24 protein-coding genes are annotated in these 23,471 nt (G+C 68.1%); 12 read left to right on the top strand and 12 right to left on the bottom strand.

What is annotated here, in order from left to right:
• Positions 1-176 precede the first annotated feature (176 nt).
• The 3 genes from ACORQU_RS01755 (at position 177) to ACORQU_RS01745 (ending at position 2,583) form a co-directional block, all read left to right on the top strand.
• Complete coding sequence (locus ACORQU_RS01755; RefSeq protein ID WP_271645087.1) at positions 177-1,388, top strand: polyketide cyclase; 1,212 nt, start codon at positions 177-179, stop codon at positions 1,386-1,388.
• Between the two features lie 138 nt (positions 1,389-1,526).
• A complete protein-coding gene (locus tag ACORQU_RS01750; protein ID WP_491642998.1) occupies positions 1,527-1,895 on the top strand; it encodes a DUF423 domain-containing protein in 369 nt (122 codons plus the stop codon).
• Between the two features lie 13 nt (positions 1,896-1,908).
• Positions 1,909-2,583 carry a DNA-3-methyladenine glycosylase family protein gene (locus tag ACORQU_RS01745; protein ID WP_491642996.1) on the top strand — a complete coding sequence of 225 codons (675 nt, stop codon included), beginning with the start codon at positions 1,909-1,911 and terminating at the stop codon, positions 2,581-2,583.
• Between the two features lie 13 nt (positions 2,584-2,596).
• Here the strand turns inward: ACORQU_RS01745 and ACORQU_RS01740 are convergent, their stop codons facing one another.
• The 5 genes from ACORQU_RS01740 to ACORQU_RS01720 form a co-directional block, all read right to left on the bottom strand.
• Complete coding sequence (locus ACORQU_RS01740) at positions 2,597-3,415, bottom strand: M15 family metallopeptidase (protein WP_491642994.1); 819 nt, start codon at positions 3,413-3,415, stop codon at positions 2,597-2,599.
• Positions 3,416-3,424: 9 nt separating this feature from the next.
• Positions 3,425-4,036, bottom strand: coding sequence for a hypothetical protein (locus ACORQU_RS01735; protein ID WP_491642992.1), 612 nt, complete (start codon positions 4,034-4,036; stop codon positions 3,425-3,427).
• A complete protein-coding gene (locus ACORQU_RS01730; RefSeq protein ID WP_491642990.1) occupies positions 4,033-4,218 on the bottom strand; it encodes a DUF4177 domain-containing protein in 186 nt (61 codons plus the stop codon). Before ACORQU_RS01730 ends, ACORQU_RS01735 begins: the two co-directional genes overlap by 4 nt.
• Positions 4,215-4,400, bottom strand: a complete 186-nt coding sequence (locus ACORQU_RS01725; RefSeq protein WP_271645093.1) for a type II toxin-antitoxin system antitoxin — start codon at positions 4,398-4,400, stop codon at positions 4,215-4,217. Before ACORQU_RS01725 ends, ACORQU_RS01730 begins: the two co-directional genes overlap by 4 nt.
• A gap of 127 nt (positions 4,401-4,527) precedes the next feature.
• Positions 4,528-5,394: an SPFH domain-containing protein gene (locus tag ACORQU_RS01720; protein WP_271645094.1), complete on the bottom strand. Its 867-nt coding sequence runs from the start codon at positions 5,392-5,394 to the stop codon at positions 4,528-4,530.
• A gap of 128 nt (positions 5,395-5,522) precedes the next feature.
• On the opposite strand from ACORQU_RS01720, the gene purT reads away from it, so the two are divergent.
• Positions 5,523-6,719 (top strand): formate-dependent phosphoribosylglycinamide formyltransferase, encoded by a 1,197-nt coding sequence (gene purT, locus ACORQU_RS01715; RefSeq protein WP_491642988.1) that lies wholly within the window; start codon positions 5,523-5,525, stop codon positions 6,717-6,719.
• Between the two features lie 25 nt (positions 6,720-6,744).
• Here purT and ACORQU_RS01710 read toward each other — a convergent pair whose 3' ends face one another.
• Entirely contained in the window at positions 6,745-8,304 is a 1,560-nt protein-coding gene (locus ACORQU_RS01710; RefSeq protein ID WP_491642987.1) for an MFS transporter, read from the bottom strand.
• Positions 8,305-8,381: 77 nt separating this feature from the next.
• Between ACORQU_RS01710 and ACORQU_RS01705 the strand changes: the two genes are divergently transcribed.
• Positions 8,382-9,275 (top strand): LysR family transcriptional regulator, encoded by an 894-nt coding sequence (locus tag ACORQU_RS01705; RefSeq protein ID WP_491642985.1) that lies wholly within the window; start codon positions 8,382-8,384, stop codon positions 9,273-9,275.
• A gap of 46 nt (positions 9,276-9,321) precedes the next feature.
• Here ACORQU_RS01705 and ACORQU_RS01700 read toward each other — a convergent pair whose 3' ends face one another.
• Together ACORQU_RS01700 and ACORQU_RS01695 are read right to left on the bottom strand one after the other, a co-directional pair.
• On the bottom strand, positions 9,322-10,527 hold the full coding sequence (locus ACORQU_RS01700; RefSeq protein ID WP_491642983.1) for an endonuclease/exonuclease/phosphatase family protein: 1,206 nt from the start codon (positions 10,525-10,527) through the stop codon (positions 9,322-9,324).
• A 37-nt stretch (positions 10,528-10,564) separates the two neighbouring features.
• Complete coding sequence (locus ACORQU_RS01695; protein ID WP_271645099.1) at positions 10,565-11,302, bottom strand: arginyltransferase; 738 nt, start codon at positions 11,300-11,302, stop codon at positions 10,565-10,567.
• Between the two features lie 297 nt (positions 11,303-11,599).
• On the opposite strand from ACORQU_RS01695, the gene ACORQU_RS01690 reads away from it, so the two are divergent.
• A complete protein-coding gene (locus tag ACORQU_RS01690; RefSeq protein ID WP_491642982.1) occupies positions 11,600-12,202 on the top strand; it encodes an EF-hand domain-containing protein in 603 nt (200 codons plus the stop codon).
• A 67-nt stretch (positions 12,203-12,269) separates the two neighbouring features.
• Here the strand turns inward: ACORQU_RS01690 and ACORQU_RS01685 are convergent, their stop codons facing one another.
• From ACORQU_RS01685 to tesB, 4 genes are all read right to left on the bottom strand, one after another.
• A complete protein-coding gene (locus ACORQU_RS01685) occupies positions 12,270-13,424 on the bottom strand; it encodes an RNA polymerase sigma factor (protein ID WP_491642980.1) in 1,155 nt (384 codons plus the stop codon).
• 98 nt (positions 13,425-13,522) lie between these two features.
• The gene (locus ACORQU_RS01680) at positions 13,523-14,677 is read right to left on the bottom strand and encodes an RNA polymerase sigma factor (RefSeq protein ID WP_491642979.1); all 1,155 of its coding nucleotides are present in this window, start codon (positions 14,675-14,677) and stop codon (positions 13,523-13,525) included.
• A gap of 65 nt (positions 14,678-14,742) precedes the next feature.
• Positions 14,743-15,276: a putative signal transducing protein gene (locus tag ACORQU_RS01675; protein ID WP_491642977.1), complete on the bottom strand. Its 534-nt coding sequence runs from the start codon at positions 15,274-15,276 to the stop codon at positions 14,743-14,745.
• A 9-nt stretch (positions 15,277-15,285) separates the two neighbouring features.
• On the bottom strand, positions 15,286-16,194 hold the full coding sequence (tesB, locus tag ACORQU_RS01670) for an acyl-CoA thioesterase II (RefSeq protein ID WP_491642975.1): 909 nt from the start codon (positions 16,192-16,194) through the stop codon (positions 15,286-15,288).
• 331 nt (positions 16,195-16,525) lie between these two features.
• Between tesB and thrS the strand changes: the two genes are divergently transcribed.
• From thrS to pheT, 6 genes are all read left to right on the top strand, one after another.
• Entirely contained in the window at positions 16,526-18,430 is a 1,905-nt protein-coding gene (gene thrS / locus ACORQU_RS01665) for a threonine--tRNA ligase (RefSeq protein ID WP_491642973.1), read from the top strand.
• Between the two features lie 54 nt (positions 18,431-18,484).
• Complete coding sequence (infC, locus tag ACORQU_RS01660) at positions 18,485-19,012, top strand: translation initiation factor IF-3 (protein ID WP_271648644.1); 528 nt, start codon at positions 18,485-18,487, stop codon at positions 19,010-19,012.
• A 279-nt stretch (positions 19,013-19,291) separates the two neighbouring features.
• Positions 19,292-19,489 carry a 50S ribosomal protein L35 gene (gene rpmI, locus ACORQU_RS01655; RefSeq protein WP_014160066.1) on the top strand — a complete coding sequence of 66 codons (198 nt, stop codon included), beginning with the start codon at positions 19,292-19,294 and terminating at the stop codon, positions 19,487-19,489.
• Between the two features lie 11 nt (positions 19,490-19,500).
• Positions 19,501-19,860: a 50S ribosomal protein L20 gene (gene rplT / locus ACORQU_RS01650; protein WP_271645105.1), complete on the top strand. Its 360-nt coding sequence runs from the start codon at positions 19,501-19,503 to the stop codon at positions 19,858-19,860.
• A gap of 156 nt (positions 19,861-20,016) precedes the next feature.
• Positions 20,017-21,012, top strand: a complete 996-nt coding sequence (gene pheS / locus ACORQU_RS01645; RefSeq protein ID WP_491642970.1) for a phenylalanine--tRNA ligase subunit alpha — start codon at positions 20,017-20,019, stop codon at positions 21,010-21,012.
• A gap of 70 nt (positions 21,013-21,082) precedes the next feature.
• Positions 21,083-23,458, top strand: a complete 2,376-nt coding sequence (gene pheT / locus ACORQU_RS01640) for a phenylalanine--tRNA ligase subunit beta (RefSeq protein WP_491642969.1) — start codon at positions 21,083-21,085, stop codon at positions 23,456-23,458.
• Positions 23,459-23,471: the final 13 nt, after the last annotated feature.

The following is a 23,471-nucleotide window of genomic DNA, read 5'->3' as shown; positions in this document are numbered from 1 at the left end:
GGCAGCACACCAAGGGCAGCCGGTCCGGCATTGGTCTGTTAAGACTTCGTTTTCGCAGCAGAATCAGTGGCTCAGGGCGATTGTTCAGGCTGCGCAGCGCTCATCAAGCCTGCTACGATTGGGAACTTGCTCGCCCACCACCTTAAGGCCTCTCACCGGCCCCCGGAGACCGCTGAATGACCCGTTTGCTCGAGTTCCTGATTGCCCTGGCACTGGTATTGGTGCTGTTCCTGGTCATCGGCGTGGTCTTGCCGTCGCATCGGCATCTCGAGGGAAGCGTGGAGAGCAACCGCAAGATGACCATCGTGTACGACACGGTGAACAACGTGCGTCGCCTCAAGGATTGGAGCCTCATGCTGCCGGGCGATCCGGCGGTCCTGAACTATTCCGGCGGTGCCGAAGGCAACGTGGGCAAGGGCGCCAAGGTGAGCTTCAGCTCCGACCACGTGACCGCCTGGAAGCAGGGCAGCTGGGAAATCACCGACAGCAAGATGCCTGCGGGCAGCGGCGACACCGGCAAGGTGACCTACGCCATCAGCGACAACGCGCCAGGCACCAACAAGGTCAGCGAGATCGACCTCAAGCCGACCGGCCGCAACAACCGCAATGTGCGCATCACCCAGTCCTATGACGTGGACTACGGCTGGAACCTCTACGGCCGCTTCCTGGGCATGTACCTGAAGAGCCAGGTCGGTGATTCGCTCGATGCCGGCCTGCGCAAGCTGTCGACCAATCTGGCCACGATCCCGAACTTCGACTACCGCGTCGATGGCAGCAAGCTGACCGACATGAAGATCGCCGATGTGCCGGCCGAGAACCTGCTGGTCGTCAGCGCGGGCAGCATTGATCGCAACAACGACGCCATCAAGAAGGCGATCAACTCCGACCAGGAGTGGATCAAGCGCGTGATGGAATCCAACGATCTGGAGACCGCCGGTCCGCTGCGCATCGTCAGCACCGAACTGGCCTCGCAGACTTATACGTTCGATGTGGTCCAGCCGGTCCGCAAGAAGGGCACCGGCCCGAAGGGCGAGAAGTCCGACGATGCCAAGAAGGACGATGCCAAGCAGGACGACGCCGACAAGGCTGAGGAGACCGCTGCGGCCGAAACGCCGGAAGCACCGACCACCGATGCGCCTGAGCTGGAAGTGAAGGTCGCCGGCACCCCGGTCAACTATGTCCATACCCAGCCGCACCAGGCCGCCACGGCCAAGTACACCGGCTACATGTCCGAGCTGGAAGCCGCCCGCAACGGCCTGCGCGCCTGGGCGATGACCAACGGCCATGCCATGACCGACCGTCCTTACGAGACCTGGAACAGCGGCGTGGACAAGTCGTTCACCGACGAAAGCTCCACCTACAACATCTACTGGGCGATCAAGTACTGATCGCGCGGGTGGCGCGGGCCTGACGGCACCGCGCTGCTGCAAGGATGTCGACGACGCCGCGCCCCCGACAGGGCGCGGCGTTTTCATTTCAGGGCACGATGCCGAAGGGCCGGGTGCCTGACCGACAAGGGGACCTGCATGTCATTGGTTCGCTCACGTTCCGTCCCGACGCCCTCGGCCGCCTTTGGCGCGCTGCTGTGCGCGCTGTCCATCGGGCTTGCGGCCTACGCCGCCCACGGCGTGGCCGATGCCAAGGCCCAATCCTTTCTCAACACCGCCTGCCTGTACGCCTTCGGCAACGGCGTCGCACTGGCCGCGCTGGCGCCGCGGGCCGCGCGCGCGCTGGGACGCTGGGCGCTGCGGCTGCTGCTGGTCGGCACGCTGGCGTTCTCCGGGAGCCTGGCGCTGAACGTGTTGGCCGGGACGCCGACCACGCTGGCCCCGGCCGGTGGCATGGCTATGATCCTGGCCTGGCTGCTCTGGGCCATCGACACACTGCGGCGTTAGGGGGAGAGGCCCGATGCCACGGTATGCACGCGGGTTCGACACACAGGCCGCCTGGGATCACCTGACTCGGCGCGACCGCAGGCTTGGCGCGTGGATGAAGCGCATCGGCATGCTCGAGGCCGAGCCGCGTTGGCGCATGACCTTCGATCCGGTCGATGCCCTGGCCCGCGCGATCCTGTTCCAGCAGCTTTCCGGCAAGGCGGCTTCCGCGATCGTCGGGCGGGTCGAGCAGGCGATCGGCAGTCGCCGGCTGCACTTCGATACGCTGGGGCGGGTGGATGATCCCGGGCTGCGCGCCTGTGGCGTCTCGGGCAACAAGACCCTGGCGCTGCGTGACCTGGCCGCGCGCGAGCAACGTGGCGAGATTCCCACGCTGCGGCAGATGCAGCACATGCACCACGACCAGATCGTCGAGGCGCTGGTGCCGATCCGTGGCATCGGACGCTGGACGGTGGAGATGATGCTGATGTTCCGGCTTGGCCGGCCGGACATCCTGCCCATCGATGACCTCGGCATCCGCAAGGGTGCGCAGCTGGTCGACAAGGCGGGGTTGATGCCCACGCCGAAGGCGCTTGCCGCCCGCGGTGAACGCTGGGGACCGTATCGCACCTACGCCAGTCTCTATCTCTGGCGGATCGCGGACTTCGACAGCAAGGCCGCCGCACCGACGAACCGCTCGCAGGACTGAAGGCCGCGCGGCTTCAGCGCTGATACCGCCAGTGCCAGGGCTCGTAGACGATGCCGTGCGGGTTGTCGCGCGGATAGCTCATGTGGAAGCCGAAGCGCCCGGCGTGCGCGGTCAGCCAGCCGAAGGCTTCGGTGTGCTCGAAGCTTTCCTCCGCCGGCGGCTGCCCCGGCGTACCGATGTCCAGCGCATCGCCGCCGTGGTGTTCGCTATAGCCGGGCGCGGCATTGACGGTGAGGATCTGCGCCACGCTCTGCCCGCGCGCGCGCTTGCGCTCGAAAATCCCCAATTGATAGGCGTGGCTGCGATAGCCGGAGATCGCCTCCAGGCGCACGCCTTCGGTCGCGGCAGCGGCCTGCAGGGCGCGCCATGCCTGGCCGGCGGCGGCGGTCATCCACAGCGGCCTGCGGTACCGGTCCAAGCCGGCCAGGGCGAGGGTCGCCGGCTCGCCGACCAGCGCCAGGCCGGTGCGGCGCGCATAGGCATCGGCGTCCAGTTCCAGGGTTTCCAGGCGCTGGCGCAGGCCGTGCAGCGGCAGGGTGCCCTCGGTATCCGGGGCGGGCGGGCGGCGTGTCTGCTCGGCCGCCTCGAGCCGATCCAGCGCCTGCTCCAGGCCCTCGCTGCGGCTCCAGCCCGGCAGCAGGCCGACCAGGCCCTCAGGCACCACGGCGGCCAGATAGCGGCCATCGGTCTTGCGCCGCAGGATGCGGCTGGCGCGTGCGATTACCCGGGCGTCGCCGTTGCTCCGGGCGCGCAGGAGCGTGGCGGGCCATAGCTCGATCTGGTCAGTGTTGAGCAGGGTGGAGGCGACGGACGGGCGGGGGCGTGCGGGCATCGGCGCACTCTAGCCGGGGCGTGCGGGGCCCGCCAGCGCGCGCAGCCGCTGCAGCAGTCGCGCGGGGTCGGGGACGTCGAGCAGCAGTGCATGTCCCGCCGTGGTCGGCAGCGCCAGCACGCGGTGGCTGCCGGCGATCGCGACGAAGGCCTTGCGCCGGTCGCGCAGTCGGTACCACCCGCTGCGCAGCCCGGGCAGGGAGAATCCGCGGACCTTGAGCCAGGGGCGCCACTCACGGCGTTCGTCCAGGTCGACCACGCGCGCCTGGTCCAGCAGCAGCGCGTCTAGATCGACCCGGGTCCGGAAGAACGTGCTGCGCACGGTGAGGCAGCGCTCCTCGACGGACAGTGATTGCCGCCGCAGCGCGGCCGCCAGGAGGCCCCACAGCACCAGACCCACCAGCAACACGGCGGCAGGCACTGCCAGGGCCAGCATCGACGTGGACAGGGCGATGCCCTGCGGCAGCACGCGTGCCTGCGGAGGGGACAGTGCCGTGGAGACGGCCGCACACAGCACGGGCACGCACAGGGTGCTGACGAACAGCCACAGATGCGCGCGGCTGGAGGGTGGCGTCAGCCGCAGCGCGCCCGCGGGGGGCGGTGGTGTGGGCATACGGTTCATTGCGGGCGCTTGAACACGAGCACCACCGGCGTCATCGGCGCCGGCACGATCACGTTGACCAGTTCCCAGCCCAGGTTGCCCTGGCGGGTGAGTTCTTCCTGGATCAGCTCGGTCTTCAACCCGCCCATCAGGCTGGGCTTGATCTCGACCGTGTGGTAACTCCAGCGGTTTGCGGTGCTCATGCGTCGTCCTCTGCATCGGGCGTGGGCGTTGGCCGTGGCAGGCGACCGGCCTTGCGCAAGGCATCGCGCAGCACGTACTCGATCTGCGCGTTGAGCGAGCGCAGATCGTCGTCGGCCCATTTCTGGGCGGCGGCGAGCACCTCGGCGCTGATGCGCAGCGGGTAGGCCTTCTTGTCTGCCATGCGGTCGGAGGATTGCTTGTTGGGGTGGGGCCTGTACAACGTGGTACGGCTTGGAGCGTCGGTGTGCGCTTGATTCCTTGAACGGCCCACCCAGCGGGGGGCGGGCCATGCGCGAATGGATGCGCGACTAGTACAAGGTGCCGGCGTTGATGACCGGCTGGGTCGCGCGGTCGCTGCACAGCACCACCAGCAGGTTGCTGACCATGGCGGCGCGGCGCTCCTCGTCAAGCTGGACCGTGCCGGTCTTCTCCAGTTCGGTCAGCGCCATTTCGACCATGCCGACCGCGCCGGAGACAATCCGCGTGCGCGCGGCGATCACCGCGTTGGCCTGCTGGCGCTGGAGCATGGCCCCGGCGATCTCGGGCGCATACGCCAGATGGCTGATGCGCGCTTCGATCACGTCCACGCCAGCCTGGGTCAGGCGCTCGTCCAGGTGGCGCTTGAGCTGCTCGCTGATTTCCGCCGGATGGCTGCGCAGGGAGATCTGGTCATCCTGGTGCTGGTCATAGGGATAGCTGGTGGCCATGGCGCGCAGAGCGGCCTCGGACTGGATGTGCACGAAGCTCTCATAGTCGTCGACGTTGTAGACCGCCTCGGAGGCATCGACCACCTGCCACACGATCACTGCGGCGATCTCGATCGGGCTGCCGTCCAGTTCGTTGACCTTGAGCCGGCCGCTCTCGAAGTTGCGCACGCGCTGGCTGACCTTGCGCTTGGCGTAGAAGGGGTTGTTCCAGCGCAGGCCGTTGTCCTTGACCGTCCCCACGTACTTGCCGAACAGGCTCAGCACCGCCGCCTGGTTGGGCTCGACCATGTAGACGCCGGACAGGACAAAGATGCCGAGCGCGATCCCCGCGACGCTGGGGATCAGCATCAGCGGCGTGAAGTGATGCACCACCGTGCCAACGATGCCCCAGCCCGCCAGCAGCAGCACGACGATGACCGCCAGCAGCACCGGGATGCCGGCAGCGGAACCAAGCGACTTTTCTTTCATGGTGGACGTCCTTGAGTGGATGAGATTATTTGATATCAGTTTGATATCAAGTGCAAGCGCCGCTCGTCGGGTGGTCGCCTGGCCGACCTCGCTAGAATTGGCGCCCCCTTCGCCCGCTGGCCTCCGCTATGACCACCCTCGGCACCCCGCTGTCTTCCTCCGCCACCCGTGTCCTGCTGCTGGGTTCGGGCGAACTGGGCAAGGAGGTGGCCATCGAGCTGCAGCGTTTCGGGGTGGAGGTCATCGCCGCGGATCGCTACGCCGATGCGCCGGCCATGCAGGTGGCCCATCGCAGCCATGTGCTGGACATGCTCGATCCGTCCGCGCTGCGTGCGCTGATCGCCGCCGAGCGGCCGCACTTGGTGGTGCCCGAAATCGAGGCCATCCACACCCAGACCCTGGTCGAGCTGGAAGCCGATGGCCTGCAGGTCATCCCGACCGCTCGCGCCGCGCGCCTGACCATGGACCGCGAAGGCATCCGTCGCCTGGCTGCTGAAACATTGGGCCTGCCGACGTCTCCGTACCGCTTTGTCGACAGTCGTGAGGAATACGAGGCGGCGGTGAAGGCCGTCGGCCTGCCGTGCGTGGTCAAGCCGCTGATGTCCTCCTCGGGCAAGGGCCAGAGCACGCTGCGCAGCGAGGCCGACATCGGCCCGGCATGGGACTACGCGCAGACCGGCGGTCGCGCCGGCGCGGGGCGCTGCATCGTCGAAGGCTTCATCGACTTCGATTACGAGATCACCTTGCTGACCGTGCGCCATGCCGGCGGCACCAGCTTCTGCGCGCCGGTCGGTCACTGGCAGAAGGACGGTGATTACCGCGAGAGCTGGCAGCCGCAGCCGATGAGCGCGGCCGCGCTGGCGCGTGCCCAGCAGATCGCCCGTGCCATTACCGACGACCTCGGTGGCCGTGGCCTGTTCGGCGTGGAGCTGTTCGTGAAGGGGGACGAGGTCTGGTTCTCGGAGGTCTCGCCGCGCCCGCACGACACCGGCCTGGTCACGCTCGCCTCGCAGGACCTGAGCGAGTTTGCGCTGCATGCCCGCGCCATCCTTGGCCTGCCGGTGGGGGCGGCCGATGGTGAGGTGATCCCGGTGCTGGCGCCGTCGGCGTCGTGCGCCATGCTCGCGCAGGGACACGGCACCCCGGTGTTCGCCAACGTCGAGGCCGCCCTGGTGGCGCCTCAGACCGCGCTGCGCCTGTTCGGCAAGCCGCGCGTGGAAGGCCAGCGCCGCGTCGGGGTGACCCTGGCCCGTGGAGTCGACATCGACGCCGCCCGCGCCACCGCGCGCGATGCCGCCGCGGCGATCCAGATCGCGCTGATCTGAGCAAACCGCGATATGACTGGGGCGTTCAGGCCGACGCGGCCGCGTGCTCGTCGATAGGCGCGGTCGGCCTGCGCAGCATGACAAGCACCACCAGCGCCGCGACGCCGGTGATGGCGCAAAGCACCCGGAGCAGCAGCTGCAGCGCATCGACCTGCAGGGCGACAAGCTGCGCGTGGGATATCCCGGGAAGCAGAAGTGCGGCCCGGCCCAGGTCGCCGGCCGCCAGCGCGGCGGCGGCCGCCGGGAGATGGCTGCCGGCCACGCCCAGGTGCAGGAGGCGCGATTGCCCCAGGCCTGCGAGCAGGGCGCCCACCAGCGCCAGGGCGATGCCCTCGCCGGCCACGCGCATGGTGCCGAAGATGCCCGCGGCCATGCCGGCGCGCGAGGTGGGCACGACGCTGACCGACAGCGCGTCCATCAGTCCCCAGGGCAGGCCCGTGCCGGCGCCAATCATCAGCAGCGGTGCGATCAGGCCAGCCGGCGGGCCACCGATCCGTATCGCCAGCCAGGCCAGACCCAGCGCGGCCACGAGCAGGCCCGCACCGCACAGGCCACCGGCGGACCAATCGCGTGCGAGCCGTGCGCCCAGCATCGGCACGCCCAGCATCGGGGCTGACAGGGCCAGCATGACCAGTCCCACGGGCGCTGGGTCGAGGCCTTGAATGCCGATCAGGTGCAGCGGCAGCAGCACCAGCAGGACGACGTAGCCGTAGCAGGTCGCCACCGGCAGCACCTGCACGCCGACGAAGCGCGCGTAGCGGAACAGCGAAAGGTCCAGCATCGGCTGTGCATGGCGATGCTCGATCGCGATGAAGACGACCAGCAGCCCCACGCTCGCGCTCGCGCTCGCGCAGCCCAGTGTGTCGGCGCCGAACCAGCCGTGCAGCGGGACCTGCATCAGGGCCAGGGTCAGCAGCGAGACGGTTGCGGTAAAGACCACCGCGCCCGACCAGTCCAGCGGGCCGCTTGAGGGCGCCCGGCTTTCCTGCATGGAGCGTCGCGCCAACCACCACGCCAGGCCCGCCAGTACCGCGCTGGCGGCGAACACCGCGCGCCAGCCAACCCAGGCCATCACGCTACCGGCCAGCAGCGGCCCGATGGCAAGGCCGGTGCCGAAGGTCGTGCCGAGCAGGCTGAAGGCACGCAGGCGCGCCGGCCCCTCAAAGCGTTGCGCCAGTGCCGCGCTTCCGCTGGCCAGCGATGCGGCGGCGCCGACGCCCCGACAGGCGCGCAACAGATCCAGCCACGGCAGACTGGGTGCCAGGCACAGCAGCACCGAGCTGGCAGCGAACCCCGCCGTGCCGGCAAGGAACAGGCGCCGCCGGCCAAAGCGGTCGGCCAGCGCGCCGGCCACCAGCAACAGACTGCCGAAGGCCAGCATGAAGGCGTTGGTGACCCAGTTCAGGGCCGCGGCGCTGCCACCCAGATCGCGGGCAATGGCCGGCACGGCGAGTGCGCCGGCGGAAAAGCTCAGCGGCATGGCCAGGCCGACGACACAGACGGCCAGCAGCAGGCCGGCGTGCGCAGCGGGGCCGGAGGAGGTGTTGTGGGTCATGGGCGTCGCGGCGAAAAGAATGACTTTCACGCTAGGACATCGGCAACGATCGAAAAACCTCTCGGTTTTCCGTAGATTGCGGAAAAATATTCCGCATTGAACCTGGCATGGATCAGTTGTCCGCCATCAACGTGTTCGTCAAGGTCGCCGAACTGCGCAGTTTCGTCGCCGCCGGCGCTTCACTCGGGCTGTCGGCATCGGCGGTGGGCAAGCGGATCGCCGCGCTGGAGCGTTCGCTCGGGGTGCGCCTGTTCCAGCGCACCACTCGGCGTATCGTGCTGACCGAAGCCGGGCAGCTGTTCGTGGAGCGTTGCCGCCGCATCCTGGACGAATTGCACGATGCCCAGGCCATGCTGTCCCAGGCGCAGCGCACGCCGCGCGGCACGCTGCGCATCGGCTTGCCGGTGATCGGCTACCGGTTTCTGCTGCCGCTGCTGCCCGAGTTCCGGCGTCTGTATCCGCAGGTCGAGCTGGACCTGGACTTCAACGACCGCATCATGGATGTCGTCGAATCGGGCATGGATGCGGTCATCCGCAGCGGCGTGTTGCCCGATTCGAGCCTGATGTCGCGGCGGCTCGGGCCGTTCCGCTTCGTCCTGTGCGCGTCGCCCGATTACCTGGATCTGCGCGGCACGCCCGAGACCCCGGCGCAACTGCAGGCGCACGACGCGCTACGCTTTCGCTTCCCTACCACCGGCAAGCTGCAGCCCTGGTCGCTGTCGGATGTCGAAGGCGATGCGGGCCTGCAGGCGACCGCCGCGCTGACCTGCAACAACATGGAGGCCTTGCGTGCGGCGGCTATCGGCGGCATGGGCATCGCCTACATGCCCGAGTTCCTCGCCCGCGACGCGATCGATGATGGGAGCCTGGTGTCCCTGCTGCCGGGCTTCCTGGAAGCGCCGGGGCAGTTTTCGATCCTGTGGCCGTCCAGCCGTCAGCTCTCGCCAAAGCTGCGCGTCTTGGTGGATTTTCTCTGCGAGCGGCTATTTGTCGCACGCTGAAGCCTTCCGGGAGCGCGTGATGCACGCAGCGATGCGAGGTCGGTCCTCAGTGCTGCAGATCCGCCCACACCAAGTGATGGTCGCTGCCATCGGCGATGGCCGAGTGCGGATCGGACTTCGGCGGCCAAAACACGCCGCCGCCCAGGTATGAGAAACCCACCGATGGCAGCACATAATCCAGGCGCATCGCGCCGGCTTTTGGCCCGAAATCGCCGGTGACCTGCTCCGGCGCGCCCTTGCGGACCAGCCCCTTGGCCGCGTAGGCGCGGGCGGTCTGGGCACCGCCGGCGCTGGTTGGTGTGGGATGAAGCAGCACGCGCGGATGTTCCATCAGCGCGACGATGGCCTCGTGATGGCCATCGCCGTCGACCGGATCGTTGTTGAGGTCGCCGGCGATGACGAACCGCGCGTCCGCCTCCAGTCCGCCGCAGCGGCCGGCGTCGTCGCAGAGCCAACCCGCGTCCGCGGCGTCGTTGTCCAGGTAGTGCCGCCACAGGCCGATTTCCTGCGCGTTGCGCTGGCCGTTGCGGTCTTCCGGGCCGTCGAACACGGGCGGCGTCGGGTGCGAGACCAGGAAATGCACGACGCCGCCGGGCGCATGCACCGGGACATCCCAGTGTGACTTGGACGAGAGCCGCAGCTTTGGCCAGGCGGTGGCCGAGTACCAGGGCTTGCCGGTGCGCGGGTCCACGGGATTGGTCGCGCCGGGCACGGTGGACCATCTGAGCAGGCGAAAGGCGCGCACCGCGTCGGCGTCGATGGGATAGCGCGACAGCACCAGCATCCCGTACTGCCCCGGGTGCAGGCCGTAGCCCCAGGCATCGTTGCCGTCGTCGCGCGCGCCGCCCCCCACGCGGCCGTTGTTGTCCAGATCCAATCCGCTGGGCACGCCCGTGTTGACCGGTGCCAGGTAGCGGTAGGGATAGCGCAGCGCCGGTCCGCCGCCGGGTTGCGGGGTTTCCAGATACTTGCGCTGGAACAGGTCTGCGGCGCGGTGTTCGGGGTCGTAGTCGAACTCGTTGAGCAGGACCAGATCCGGGCGCACGTCCTGCAGCACCGCGGCGACCTTGCGCGCATGCGCGCTGTCGCCCTGCAATTCGGCGATCAGGCCGCCGGCCTGGTCCGAATACAGCGAGGTGTTGTAGGTCGCCACCCGGAGCGGCGTGGGCGCATTGGACGGCGCGGCGTTGTGAGCACAGGCGGTCAGGCAGGCGAGGCTCATCAGTAGAAGCAAGGCACGTGAAAGAGGCATGGCGCGATTCTAGGGTGCGACGACGACATCATCGGGCTCACGGTCCCAACACGTCCTCGATGTCGTCCCAGCGACGCCCGTCGAAGGCCTCCAGCGGCGTGAACCGTCGCTTGTAATCCATCTTGCGGTGCCCGGCGATCCAGTACCCCAGGTAGAGCCACTGGCGCTGGTCGCGGCGGGCCCATTCGAGCTGGCGCAGGATGGCCAGGGTGCCCAGGCTGCGCGCGGCATCGTTGGGGTCGAAGAAGGTGTAGACCGCCGAGAGCGCCTGCGGCACCAGGTCGGTGACCGCCACGGCCAGCAGTCGCCCATCCTCGCGCAGTTCCAGGAAGCGGCTGTCCGACCAGCGCCCGACCAGGAACTGTTCGAACTCGGCCGCTCCATGGTCGTCCATGCCGCCACCGGCGTGGCGATGGGTCAGGTAGCGCTGGTACAGGGCCAGGTGTTCGGCGCTGCGCTGGGCCGGTACGACACGGGCCTCGACGCGCGCGTTGCGGGCCGCGCACCGGCGCTGGCTACGATCCGGGGTGAAGCGGTCTATCGGGATGCGCACCGGGACGCAGGCGCGACAGCCTTGGCAGTGGGGGCGATAGACCAGGTCGCCGGAACGGCGGAAACCCCACGACAGCGCGGTGGGATAGAACATCGCCAGGCGGGGATCGCGCGGGTCCAGCACCAGGTCGCGCGCCACCCGTTCGGGCCAGTAGCCGCAGGGGTGCTCGCCGGTATGGAACAAGCGCACGTCCTCACGCGGGCTCGCGGAATTGGTTCCCATCACGCCGACCTCCGGGCGCATCCACCGCGTGCATCGGGCGGTGCTGTGCAACTTGGATGGCGGGCGGGGAGGGCAACCATGGCCCCAGCATACTGCGCCCTGGCAGTCTTGCTGCCTGAGACCGCCACGGGCGCAGCCATCGGTTCGAGGGATGCGCCACGCGCGCCGGCAAGCGGTGCAAGCGTCGTTGACGGGACTGTCCCGTGTCTTAACGGCGCTGTTGGGAGGGTCAACGCCCGCGCCGCTCCGGCGTTTTCCCAGTCAGTGGCAAGCAGCCACGGACCTGAAGGAATGCACATGATCCGTAAGACCCTGATCGCCCTCGCCATCGTCGCCACACTGGGGGGCGGCACCGCGCTGGCTGTCGCGCAGGACGCTGCAACACCCCCGCCCCCTCCCAAGTCGCTGGACACCAATCAGGATGGCCAGATCAGCCGGGCCGAAGCTGCGGCATCACCGCGACTGGCCAAGGAGTTCGACACCCTGGACAAGAACAAGGATGGGGAGCTGTCGCGTGATGAGATGCCGCAACCGCACCATGGCCGCCATCACCACGGCCCGCGTCACGGCGAGCGCATGGCCAAGCTGGACACCAACAAGGACGGCCGCATCAGCGCCGAGGAGGCCAAGGCCGATCCGCGCTTTGCCGAGCACTTCGCGCAGATGGACCTCAACAAGGATGGCTTCATCGACAAGGCCGATCGCGAGCTGGGCATGAAACAGCGGCGCGACGCGTTCTTCGTCAAGGCCGATACCAACAAGGACGGGATGCTGAGCAAGGCCGAATTCGAGGCGGCCAAGCCAGAGCGCCCGATGCATGGCCCTGGCCGTCGCGGCCATGGCCCGGGGGACGGGCACATGCCGCCGCCGCCCAGGGACGAGGCCGCGCAGGGCAGCTGATCGTCCGCACACGCTGACCGGCCCGCGCCTTCATCGGCGCGGGTTTTTTTTCGATTCGGGGCGAAGATCAGAACGCCGGCAGCCCGGCACGCAGCACCGCCAATAGCAGTCCGCCCCCGCCGCACACCAGTCCCAGTGTGATTCCCAGCCAGCACATCGCGCGTTCGCGCCGGCGACGCTTCGCGGCCGCTTCCGGATCGATCGCGGCTTCCTGTGCGAACCGGCGCGCCTTGATGCGCGGCTCGACGATGGCCGACTGCCAGAAGATCACGCCGAAGAAGATGGCCGTCAGGCTGATGAGAGGCACCCAGCCGACGCGGAGCGTGGCGCAGGCACACATCGCCAGTACGAAGACGACGCTGGCCGCCGCATTGATCAGGGCGCTGCGCTTGAGCTCGGCGCGTTCGCGGGCATCGATGGCGCCGCGCAGATTGCGCCGCAGTCCCCACCAGATCCCAAGCCCCGCGCCAGCCAGGCCGGCCCCGACCCCGCCCAGGCCTCCCAGCAGCACTTTGCCCAGGCCCTTGGCCCCGGCGCTGCCCGCCAGGCCAAGCGTCGTGGCTGCGGCGGCCGGTGGCGCGGCCACTGTCAAGGCGCTGGTCACCACCAGGGTGAAGGCGGCGGCCGGTGCGGTCCCGCGGGCGAATTCGCCAAAACGCGCCAGCAGTTCGCCGCGCACGGCCTCGCGCGCACGTGACAGGCGCTTGCGTACCGCTGCATCGGTCAGTCCCAGCAGGTTGGCGACCTGCTGCGAACTTTGGCCTTCACGGTAGTACAGCATCAAGGTCTCGCGTGCGTCCTCGGGCAGGGTGGCGATGACTTCGGCTGCGACCGATTCCTCCTCGGTCTGCAACAGCCGCTCGTCGGGCGTTGGCGCGGTGTCGGTGGCCAGTTCGATCGCCAGCTCCGCCTGCGGGCCGGAGAGCGGGCGCTGGCGCGTGCTGCGCAGGTGGTTGCGGGCCCGGTTGCGTGCGAACTGGCGAATCCAGGGCAGGAAGCTGTCCGGCTGCTTGAGTGTGCCCAGATGCTTCCAGGCGCTCAGGAAGGTGTCCTGCGCGATGTCCTCGCTGGCCTGCACGTCACGGGTGATGGCCCAGGCCACGGCGGTGACCGTGTTCTGGCAGGCGCTGACGATGCGGCCGTAGGCGTCACGGTCGCCGCGCGCGGCGGCCGGCAATTCGCGGCGCAGGGTCAGATCGAGGTCAAGTGCGATGGCGGACATGGCGGTTCCCAGTGGAGATCGTGGAACAGGACACGCCCAGGCGACTGATGTGACGAGCTGCTCGCGACCGCGTTGTGCTTCGACGATCCAGCCCGAGCCTACAAGCGCGCCAGGAAAAATGGCAGCGCCAGGACCAGCATGGCGAGGTCGGTGACCAGGATGGCGCCGACGCCGAAGCTCAGTCGGTAAGCGAGTTGGCGTCTGGCCGCGGTCTGCGGCGCGCGCGCGGTGTCCCGGGCGATCAGCGGCGCCATGACCTGGCGCAGCGGGACCAGCATCTCGTAGGTGATGGCTCCCAGACTCATGAGCACTGACAGCGCGAAGAGCCAGGCCTGGGTGGTGAATGCGGCCACAACCAATACCGCGCCAAACCAGACCATGCTGACCACGATGTAGCGTCGATAGGCGGCCCAGACGGCGTTTCGTTCTTCTGGCGTTTCGGTAAAGCGGAACAGCACCTTGCGCATCAGCCAGGTGGTGATGCCACCGCCCAGCAGGGCGCCCAGGACCGTGCCCAGCCCGGCAGCGCCGACACTGCCGAGCGCCAGCTTGCCCAGCATGCCGCCGCCCAGCGTTCCGGCAGCCACTTCGACCGTTGAGGCTGCCGCTGGTCTGGCGGCGATGCCGACCATGCCGGCCAGGGTGGCGGTGAACGCCGCGGAGGGCGCGCTGCCGCGGGCAAACTGGCCAAATCGCTGCAGGAGTTCCTCGCGGACCGTGTCGCGGGCGCGCGACAGGCGCTTGCGCACGGCGGCGTCGGACAGGCCCAGCAAGGCGGCGACCTGACGCGAACTCTGGCCTTCGCGGTAGTACAGCAGCAGGGTTTCGCGGCTGTCTTCAGGCAGCGCGCCGATGATGTCGGCGGCCACGGTTTCCTGCTCGGTGATCAACAGGTGCTCGGCAGGCTGTGGCGCCGGATCGGCGGCGATGGCGATGGCCAGCTCGGCCTGCTCACCGGTCATGGCTGCGTGGCTGCGCGTGCGCAGGTGGTCGCGCGCCAGGTTGCGGGTGATCTGCCGCAGCCAGGGCAGGAAGCTGTCGTGGTTCTTCAGCCGGTCCAGCTGTTGCCAGGCGCGCAGGAAGGCATCCTGGGCGATGTCCTCGCTGGCGGCCACGTCGCGGGTGATCGCCAGGGCGATGGCGGTGACGGTGTTCTGGCAGGCCGACACGATACGTCCGTACGCGGCGGCGTCGCCGTGGCGGGCGGCTGGCAGGTCGCGGTGCAGCGTGTCATCAAGGGTCAGGGCATGCACGGTCGGGAATCCTGTGGAAGTCCACGACCCATGACGGGTCTGGTCACAGGATGTGACCGCTCATCTCACTTGGCGGGCGGCGCGGGCGGCAGCATCGGGATCCGGACGCGCTGCTCGTCCTCTTTCAGGCCATCGTCCTGCGGACGGTGTTGCGGCTGCCGGGCCGCGCGCGCGGCGGCGGCCTGCGCTTCGGCCTGGGCCTGCTGGCGCATGTCCCGATGATGCAGGAAGGTGAAGGCCGCGGCGGCCACGATCAGCGCCAGCAACACCAGGCGGATGCGCAGGGCCCAGGGGCGCTTGCCGGTCGCGTCGTCGTCACGATCGGCGAACTCGATCATGCGCGACTGGCCGGGGCGGGTGCTCTCCAGCAGACCGCGCTCGCGCAGCAGTTCGCGCGCCCGCGGCTGATCGTCGGCGTGGCGCACCCACACGGTGGGTTGCTTGGCCTTGGCGGTCGGCTCGGAGTACTTGAACTGACTGCCGCGGCGCCCGTGGTACGAGCGCCCGTTACTGATATAGGTGGCGATGCCGGCCTGTTGGAGCAGTTCGGCCACGCCTTCGACGGTCTCGACGCGCTGGCTGGTGAAGATCTGGCGCATGGCGGGTCTCTATTCCTTGGCCGGCACGTGGGCGGCATCGCCAGCGGTGGGCACCACCCGGACCAGGCCTTCCTGCGCGGTACTGGCCACCAGGCGACCTGCGCGGTCGAAGATCAGCCCGCGGGCCATGCCACGCGAATTCTGCGCGGTCGGGCTGTCGATGGCGTAGAGCAGCCAGTCGTCCGCGCGGAACGGGCGATGGAACCACAGGGCATGGTCCAGCGAGGCCATCTGCACATTGGGCTGGTAGTAGCTGATGCCGTGCGGGAAATTGGCCGTGCCCAGCAGTTGGTAGTCCGAGGCATAGGCCAGCAGGGCGCGGTGCAGCTCCGGCGAATCGCCGACCGGTTCGCTCAGCCGGAACCAGAACTGCTGGCGCGGCGGCAGGCGCTGCGGATCCAGCTCGTTGCGCGGCTGCACGTGGCGGAACTCGAACGGACCCAGCCGGTTGAGCCAGCGCTGCACCTTGGGCGGCAGGGTCGCCATGACCTCCGCTGGCACCGAAGGCTGTTCATCGATGGCTTCCGGCGCCGGCACCTGCGGCATCTCCGGCTGGTGCTCGACCCCGGGTTCGTCGCCCTGGAAGGACGCCGCGCAGAAGAAGATCACCTTGCCGTGCTGGATCGCGGTCACCCGGCGCACCGAGAAGCTGCCGCCGTCGCGCGTGCGGTCCACGTCGTAGACGATGGGGGCTTCCACGTCGCCGGCGCGCAGGAAGTACGCGTGCAGCGAGTGCGCGCGCCGCGCGCCAGCCGGATCGACGGTGGCCTGCGCTGCGGACAGCGCCTGCCCCAGCACCTGGCCACCGAAGACGTACTTGGTGCCGATGTCCCGACTCTGGCCCCGGAACAGGTTGTCCTCCAGCCGTTCCAGGGACAGCAGGTCGATCAGTTCGGCGACGACGGGTTCAGGCGGCACGGGCAGCGCGGTCACGGCGGGGTGGGGCGGCAGTATAGCCGCGCCCCCCGGGCGGCCCGCGGGTTATGGAGGCCCGGCCGATGGGAGATTCCGCCCTAATCCGCGCTATCATCGGCGCCTCATTCCGTCCCCCAAGGGAACAGGTGGCCCGCGCCCTGCGCCGGCCGAGCGTGCGACATGAGCACTACCACCGCCCACTGCTGACCCGCCACGTGGACCCTGCTTGCAAGGCGCCCACGGGGCGCCTTTTGTATTTCAGGCTTTTCGTCCCCAATTCCCGTCATGCCGCGCGGCCGCTGCCGCCGGCGGCCCCAGACCGACTCGCAGACCCATGATCACCATTACCCTCCCCGACGGCAGCCGCCGCGAATTCGAAGCCCCCGTTTCCGTCATGCAGGTGGCCCAGTCCATCGGTGCCGGCCTGGCCAAGGCCACCGTCGCCGGTGCCGTGGACGGTGTGCTGGTCGACGCCAGCGATGTGATCGACCACGACGCGACCCTGCGCATCATCACGCCCAAGGACGCCGAGGGCGTGGAGATCATTCGCCACTCCTGCGCGCACCTGGTCGGCCACGCGGTCAAGCAGCTGTATCCGGACGTGAAGATGGTCATCGGCCCGGTCATCGCCGAAGGCTTCTACTACGACATCTACTCCGAGCGTCCCTTCACCCCGGAGGATCTGGAGGCGATCCAGCAGCGCATGGGCGAGCTGATTGCCCAGGATTACGACGTCATCAAGAAGATGACCCCGCGCGCGGAGGTCATCGAGACCTTCAAGGCCCGGGGCGAGGACTACAAGCTGCGCCTGATCGAGGACATGTCCGACGATGTCCAGGCCATGGGCCTGTATTACCACCAGGAATACGTGGACATGTGCCGCGGCCCGCACGTGCCCAATACCCGCTTCCTCAAGGCGTTCAAGCTGACCCGCATTTCCGGCGCCTACTGGCGCGGCGATGCCAAGAACGAGCAGCTGCAGCGCATCTACGGCACCGCCTGGGCCGACAAGAAGCAGCTGGACGCCTACATCCAGCGCATCGAGGAAGCCGAAAAGCGCGACCACCGCCGCATCGGCAAGCAGCAGGACCTGTTCCACCTGCAGGAAGAAGGCCCGGGCCTGGTGTTCTGGCATCCCAAGGGCTGGGCGCTGTGGCAGGTAGTCGAGCAGTACATGCGCCGGGTCTATCGCGAAAGCGGCTATGGCGAGGTTCGCTGCCCGCAGATCCTGGACGTGTCGCTGTGGCAGAAGTCCGGCCACTGGGACAACTACCAGGAGAACATGTTCTTCACCGAGTCGGAGAAGCGTACCTACGCGGTCAAGCCGATGAACTGCCCGGGCCACGTTCAGGTGTTCAACCAGGGCCTGCACAGCTATCGCGACCTGCCGATCCGCTATGGCGAGTTCGGCGCCTGCCACCGCAACGAGCCCTCCGGCGCGCTGCACGGCATCCTGCGCGTGCGCGGGTTCACCCAGGACGACGGCCACATCTTCTGCACCGAGGCGCAGATCGAATCCGAGGTGACCGCCTTCCACCAGCAGGCGCTGAAGGTGTATTCGGACTTCGGCTTCCAGGACATCCAGATCAAGATCGCCTTGCGCCCGGAATCGCGCCTGGGCGACGACGCTACCTGGGACAAGGCCGAGGACGCGCTGCGCTCGGCCCTGCGCAGCTGCGGGGTGGAATGGCAGGAGCTGCCGGGCGAAGGCGCCTTCTATGGCCCAAAGATCGAATACCACCTGCAGGACGCCATCGGCCGCACCTGGCAGCTGGGCACGATGCAGGTGGATTTCATGATGCCGGCCCGGCTCGGCGCCGAGTATGTCGACGAAAACAGCCAGAAAAAGCACCCGGTCATGCTGCACCGGGCGATCGTCGGCTCAATGGAGCGTTTTATCGGCATCCTGATCGAGCACCATGCCGGGGCCTATCCGGCCTGGCTGGCGCCGGTCCAGGCCGTGGTGGCCAACATCACCGATGCCCAGGCCGAGTATGTCGACGAGGTGAAGAAAATCCTTGCGAATCAAGGCTTCCGGGTCGTTTCGGATTTGCGGAACGAGAAAATCGGCTATAAGATCCGCGAGCATACGCTGCAACGGGTCCCCTACCTGCTGGTGGTCGGCGACCGCGAGAAGGAAAATGGCGCTGTTGCCGTGCGCACGCGCTCAGGCGAGGATTTGGGCACAATGAGCGTCCAGGCATTCGCCGAGCGGCTGCGCACCGAGCACGCAGCGTGATCAAGGAGCCGACACCGGACGGGTGTCGGCCCACCCCATAACGGAGACTGCAACATCAGTACCCCTGACAACAAGCAAAACCGAAAGAACCAAGAGATCCGCGTTCCGCGCGTCCGCGTGATCGGCAGCGGCGGCGAGATGATCGGCGTGCTTTCGCGTGACGAAGCGCTGGCCATGGCCGAGGACGAAGGCCTGGACCTGGTCGAGATCCAGCCACAGGCCGACCCGCCGGTGTGCAAGATCATGGACTTCGGCAAGTTCAAGTTCGAAGCCCAGAAGAAGGCCAACGAGGCCAAGAAGAAGACCAAGCAGGTCGAGATCAAGGAACTCAAGTTCCGCCCGGTCACCGACGAAGGCGACTACCAGATCAAGCTGCGCAACATGCGCCGGTTCCTGGAAGAGGGTGACAAGGTCAAGGTCAACATCCGCTTCCGCGGTCGCGAAATGAGCCACCAGGAATTGGGGCGCGAGATGGCCACGCGCATCGAGAACGACCTGGGCGAGGACATCGTGATCGAATCGCGCCCGCGCCTTGAAGGTCGGCAGATGGTCATGATGATCGCGCCGAAGAAGAAGCAGTAACCCCTTCGCCGGCGCCCGCGGGTGCCGCGAGGCTGGCAGCGAGACCGGGCATGGCCCGGTCTTGTCATGTCTGGAGTGGGCGGCAAAGCCCCTGATTTGCAAGGAAAACGCGCGCCATGTATCATGCGCGGCCCGGTTTCGTGCCGGGCTGGCCCTCGGGTCAGATGGAACCCGTCATGATCCTTGCGGATCAGTGACTTACAAGCCGGTTCGGGCAGGACGGAAAGTGTGGCGCAGCCACCGCCCAGGCCAGTTATCGAAGACCACAAGGATCTAGCAATGCCCAAGATCAAGACCCACCGGGCGGCTGCGAAGCGTTTTCGCAAGACCGCGTCGGGCAAGTTCAAGGCTGGCCACGCCAACCGTAGCCACATCCTCACCAAGAAGGCGACCAAGCGGAAGCGCGGTCTTCGTGCGACGAACATCATTCGCGCCGAAGATTCCGGCCGTTTGAACCGCATGCTGCCCTACCTCTGAGGATATAGACCATGGCACGAGTCAAGCGTGGCGTCACCGCACGTCGCCGTCACAAGAAGGTCCTGAGCCGTGCGAAGGGCTATTACAACGCCCGGCGCAAGGTGTTTCGCGTTGCCAAGCAGGCCGTCATCAAGGCTGGCCAGTACGCGTACATCGGCCGCAAGCAGAAGAAGCGCAACTTCCGCTCGCTGTGGATCACCCGCATCAATGCGGCCGCCCGTCTGAACGGCATGAGCTACAGCCGCTTCATGAACGGCCTGCTCAAGGCTGGCATCACCCTGGATCGCAAGGTCCTGGCGGACATCGCCGTCCACGACGCCGCCGGCTTTACGGCGCTGGCTGAAAAGGCCAAGGGCGCGCTCGCGGCGTAATGCACCCTCCGCACCGGTCCCGCTCCTGCGGGTCGGTGGCCAACCGGAGAGCGGCAGACATGCATGGGGAAGGGCGCAAGTCCTTCCCCATGTTGTTTTTGGCGACCCGTAAAGGTGTGCGGGTCCGCCGGAATCCCAAAGGACTTCCAAGGACCGATGAGCGAAATCGAATCCCTCACCGCGCAGGCGCTGGCTGACATCGCTGCCGCTGGTGCACCCGATGTGGTCGAATCCCTGCGCGTCGCGCTGCTGGGCAAGAGCGGCCAGGTCACCGCCCAGCTCAAGCAACTCGGCACCCTGCCGGCCGATCAACGTAAGGCGGCTGGCGAATCCATCAACCGCGCGCGTGACGCGATCTCGCAGGCGCTGTCCGAGCGCAAGGCCGTGCTGGAAGATGCCGCGCTCGACGCGCGCCTGGCCGGTGAAGCGATCGACATCACCCTGCCGGGTCGCAACGGCGGTCGGGGTGGCTTGCACCCCATCACCCGCACCCTGGAGCGCATCGCCGATATCTTCGGTCGCTTGGGCTACGAGTTGGCCGATGGCCCGGAGATCGAGGACGACTGGCACAACTTCGAGGCGCTGAACTTTCCGCCGCACCATCCGGCGCGCGCCATGCACGACACCTTCTATTTCGGCGATGGGCGCCTGCTGCGCACGCATACCTCGGGCGTGCAGGTGCGCTACATGGCCGAGCACCGCCCGCCGCTGCGCATGATCGCCGCGGGCAAGGTGTATCGCAGCGACAGCGACCAGACCCACTCGCCGATGTTCCACCAGGTCGAGGGGTTGCTGGTCGACGAGCATTCCACCTTCGCCGATCTCAAGGGCACGCTGGCCGAGTTCGTGCGCGCCTTCTTCGAGCGCGACTTCGAGATGCGCTTCCGGCCCAGCTATTTCCCATTCGTGGAGCCCGGTGCCGAAGTGGATATCGCCTGGCAACAGCCCGATGGCAGCACCCGCTGGCTGGAAGTGCTGGGGTGCGGCATGGTCCATCCCAACGTGCTGCGCGCCAGCGGCATCGACCCGGAGCGCTACACCGGCTTCGCGTTTGGCATGGGCGTGGAGCGCTTTGCGATGCTGCGCTATGGCGTGAGTGATCTGCGCGCGTTCTTCGAGAACGACGTGCGCTTCCTGCGCCAGTTCGCCTGATCGCTGATCCTCGCATTCCCGCATCGACGGCGGCGCCGCCTGCGGCCCGCGCCACGGAAAAGATCCCACGATGAAATTCTCAGAAAACTGGCTGCGCAGCCACGTCCCCACCAGCGCCTCGCGTGACGAGCTGTCCGCGACGCTGACCGCCATCGGTCTGGAAGTCGAGGAGGTCACGCCGCTCGGGGGTGGGTTGGACAAGGTGGTCGTGGCGCGCATCGTCGAATGCGCCAAGCACCCGGAAGCCGATCGCCTGCAGGTCTGCCAGGTCGACGCCGGCACCGGCGAGCACCTGCAGATCGTCTGCGGCGCGCCGAATGCGCGCCCGGGCCTGATCGCGCCTCTGGCCATGGTGGGGGCCACGCTCGGAGAGATCACCATCAAGGCGGCCAAGCTGCGCGGCGTGGCATCCAACGGCATGCTGTGTTCGGCCAAGGAACTCGGCGTCGACGCCGATGCGTCCGGCCTGCTGGAGCTGCCGGGGGATGCGCCGGTCGGCACCCCGATCGCCGATTACCTCGGTCTCCCGGACGCCAGCATCGAAATCAAGCTGACGCCCAACCGTGCTGACTGCTTCAGCGTGCGCGGTATTGCCTTCGACGTGGCCGCTGCCTGCGGCAGTCAGGTGCTGCCCTTCGATGCCACGCCGGTCGCCGCCGAGCACGACCGCGCGTTGCCGATCGCGCTGGACGCCGGTGCCGACGCGCCGCGCTATTGCGGTCGCATCATCGAAGGCGTCGATGCGACCGCGCAGACCCCGGTGTGGCTGGCCGAGCGCTTGCGCCGCAGCGGCGTGCGGCCGGTGTCGCTGCTGGTCGACATCACTCAGTACGTGATGCTGGAGCTGGGCCAGCCGATGCATGCCTTCGACCGCGACCTGCTCACCGGCCCGATTGGGGTGCGCAAGGGTCGGGCCGGCGAATCGGTGCAATTGCTCGATGGGCGCACCGCGGCGTTGGACGAGGGTTTCCTGGTGATCACCGATGCAGATCGCCCGGTCGCGCTGGCCGGGATCATGGGCGGGCAGGACACCAAGGTGACCGACGCCACGCGCAATGTGTTCCTGGAATCGGCGTACTTCGCGCCGTCGGCCATCATCGGCCGTGGCCGTCGCCTGGGCCTGCACACCGATGCATCCCACCGCTACGAGCGTGGCGTCGATCCGGCGCTGGCACCGCAGGCGATCGAAGTGGCCACGCGCCTGATCGTCGAACTGGCCGGCGGCGCTCCGGGGCCGGTCGTGCAGGCGTCCCTGGACGAGCACTTGGCGGCGCCGGCGCCCATCGCGCTGCGTCGCGCGCGGGTCTCCCGCGTGCTCGGCCTGGACATCGCCGATGCCGACATCGAACGCACCCTGCGTGCGCTGGGGATGCAGGTCAGCGTGACGGGCGAGGGCTGGTCGGTGATCGCGCCGAGTCGCCGCTTCGACATCGCCATCGAAGAGGACCTGATCGAAGAACTGGCCCGCATCCACGGCTACGACCGCATTCCGGCCACGCTGCCGGGCGGCGCGACGCGTATTGCGGCCGGCACCGAAACGCGGCTCGACGCCGCGACCGTGCGCCGCCAGCTGGCCGCGCGCGATCTGCTGGAGACGGTCAATTTCGCCTTCGTCGATGCCCAGTTGCTGGACAGTTGGGGCCTGAACGACGGCGCGGTGCCGCTGGCCAATCCGCTGAGCAGCGAGCTGGGCATCATGCGCACCGGTCTGCTGCCGGGTCTGGTCTCGACCCTGCAGCGCAATGCGGCCCGCCAGGCTGGCCGGATCCGTCTGTTCGAACTGAGCAACGTGTTCGCGGCGGCCGGGCAGGGCCAAGCGCCGCGCGAAACCCTGCGCGTGGCCGCGGCCGTGTGCGGCGATGCGCATGCCGAGCAGTGGGGCGAGGCGTCGCGTGCAGTCGATTTCCACGACCTCAAGGGCGACCTGGAAAGCCTGGCCGCCGCCTCGGGCGCGGTGTTGACCTTCCAGCCGGCCGAGGAGGGCTTCGGGCATCCCGGGCGCTCAGCCCAGGTGCTGCGCGACGGCGTGGTCATCGGCTGGATCGGGCAGTTGCATCCGCGCCTGCTCAAGGCGCTGGACCTGGACGTGACGGTGCTGGGCTTCGAGGTCGATCTGGCGCCTCTGGTGGAGCGTGCGTTGCCCCGCGCGGGCGGGGTCTCGCGCTTCCCGTCGGTGCGCCGCGATCTGGCCTTCACCGTGACCGAGGCGGTGCCGTTTGCCGCGATCGAGCAGACCGTACGGGCGGTCGCCGGTCCGCTGTTGCGGCAGGTGCTGCTGTTCGACCGCTATGTCGGCCCGGGGGTCGAAAGCGGTCAAAAGAGCCTCGCTATGGGCTTGATTTTGCAGGACAACACGCGCACATTGAATGACCGCGATGTGGATCTGGTGGTGGCCGAGACGGTCGCCGCGCTGGCGCGCGAGCACGGCGCCCGCATCCGCGGTTGAGGCTCAGGGGACA

The organism is Pseudoxanthomonas sp. JC1303 (assembly GCF_058448525.1).
The sequence above is the reverse complement of the archived record's forward strand: the minus strand, read 5'-3'. Positions and strand labels throughout refer to the sequence as shown.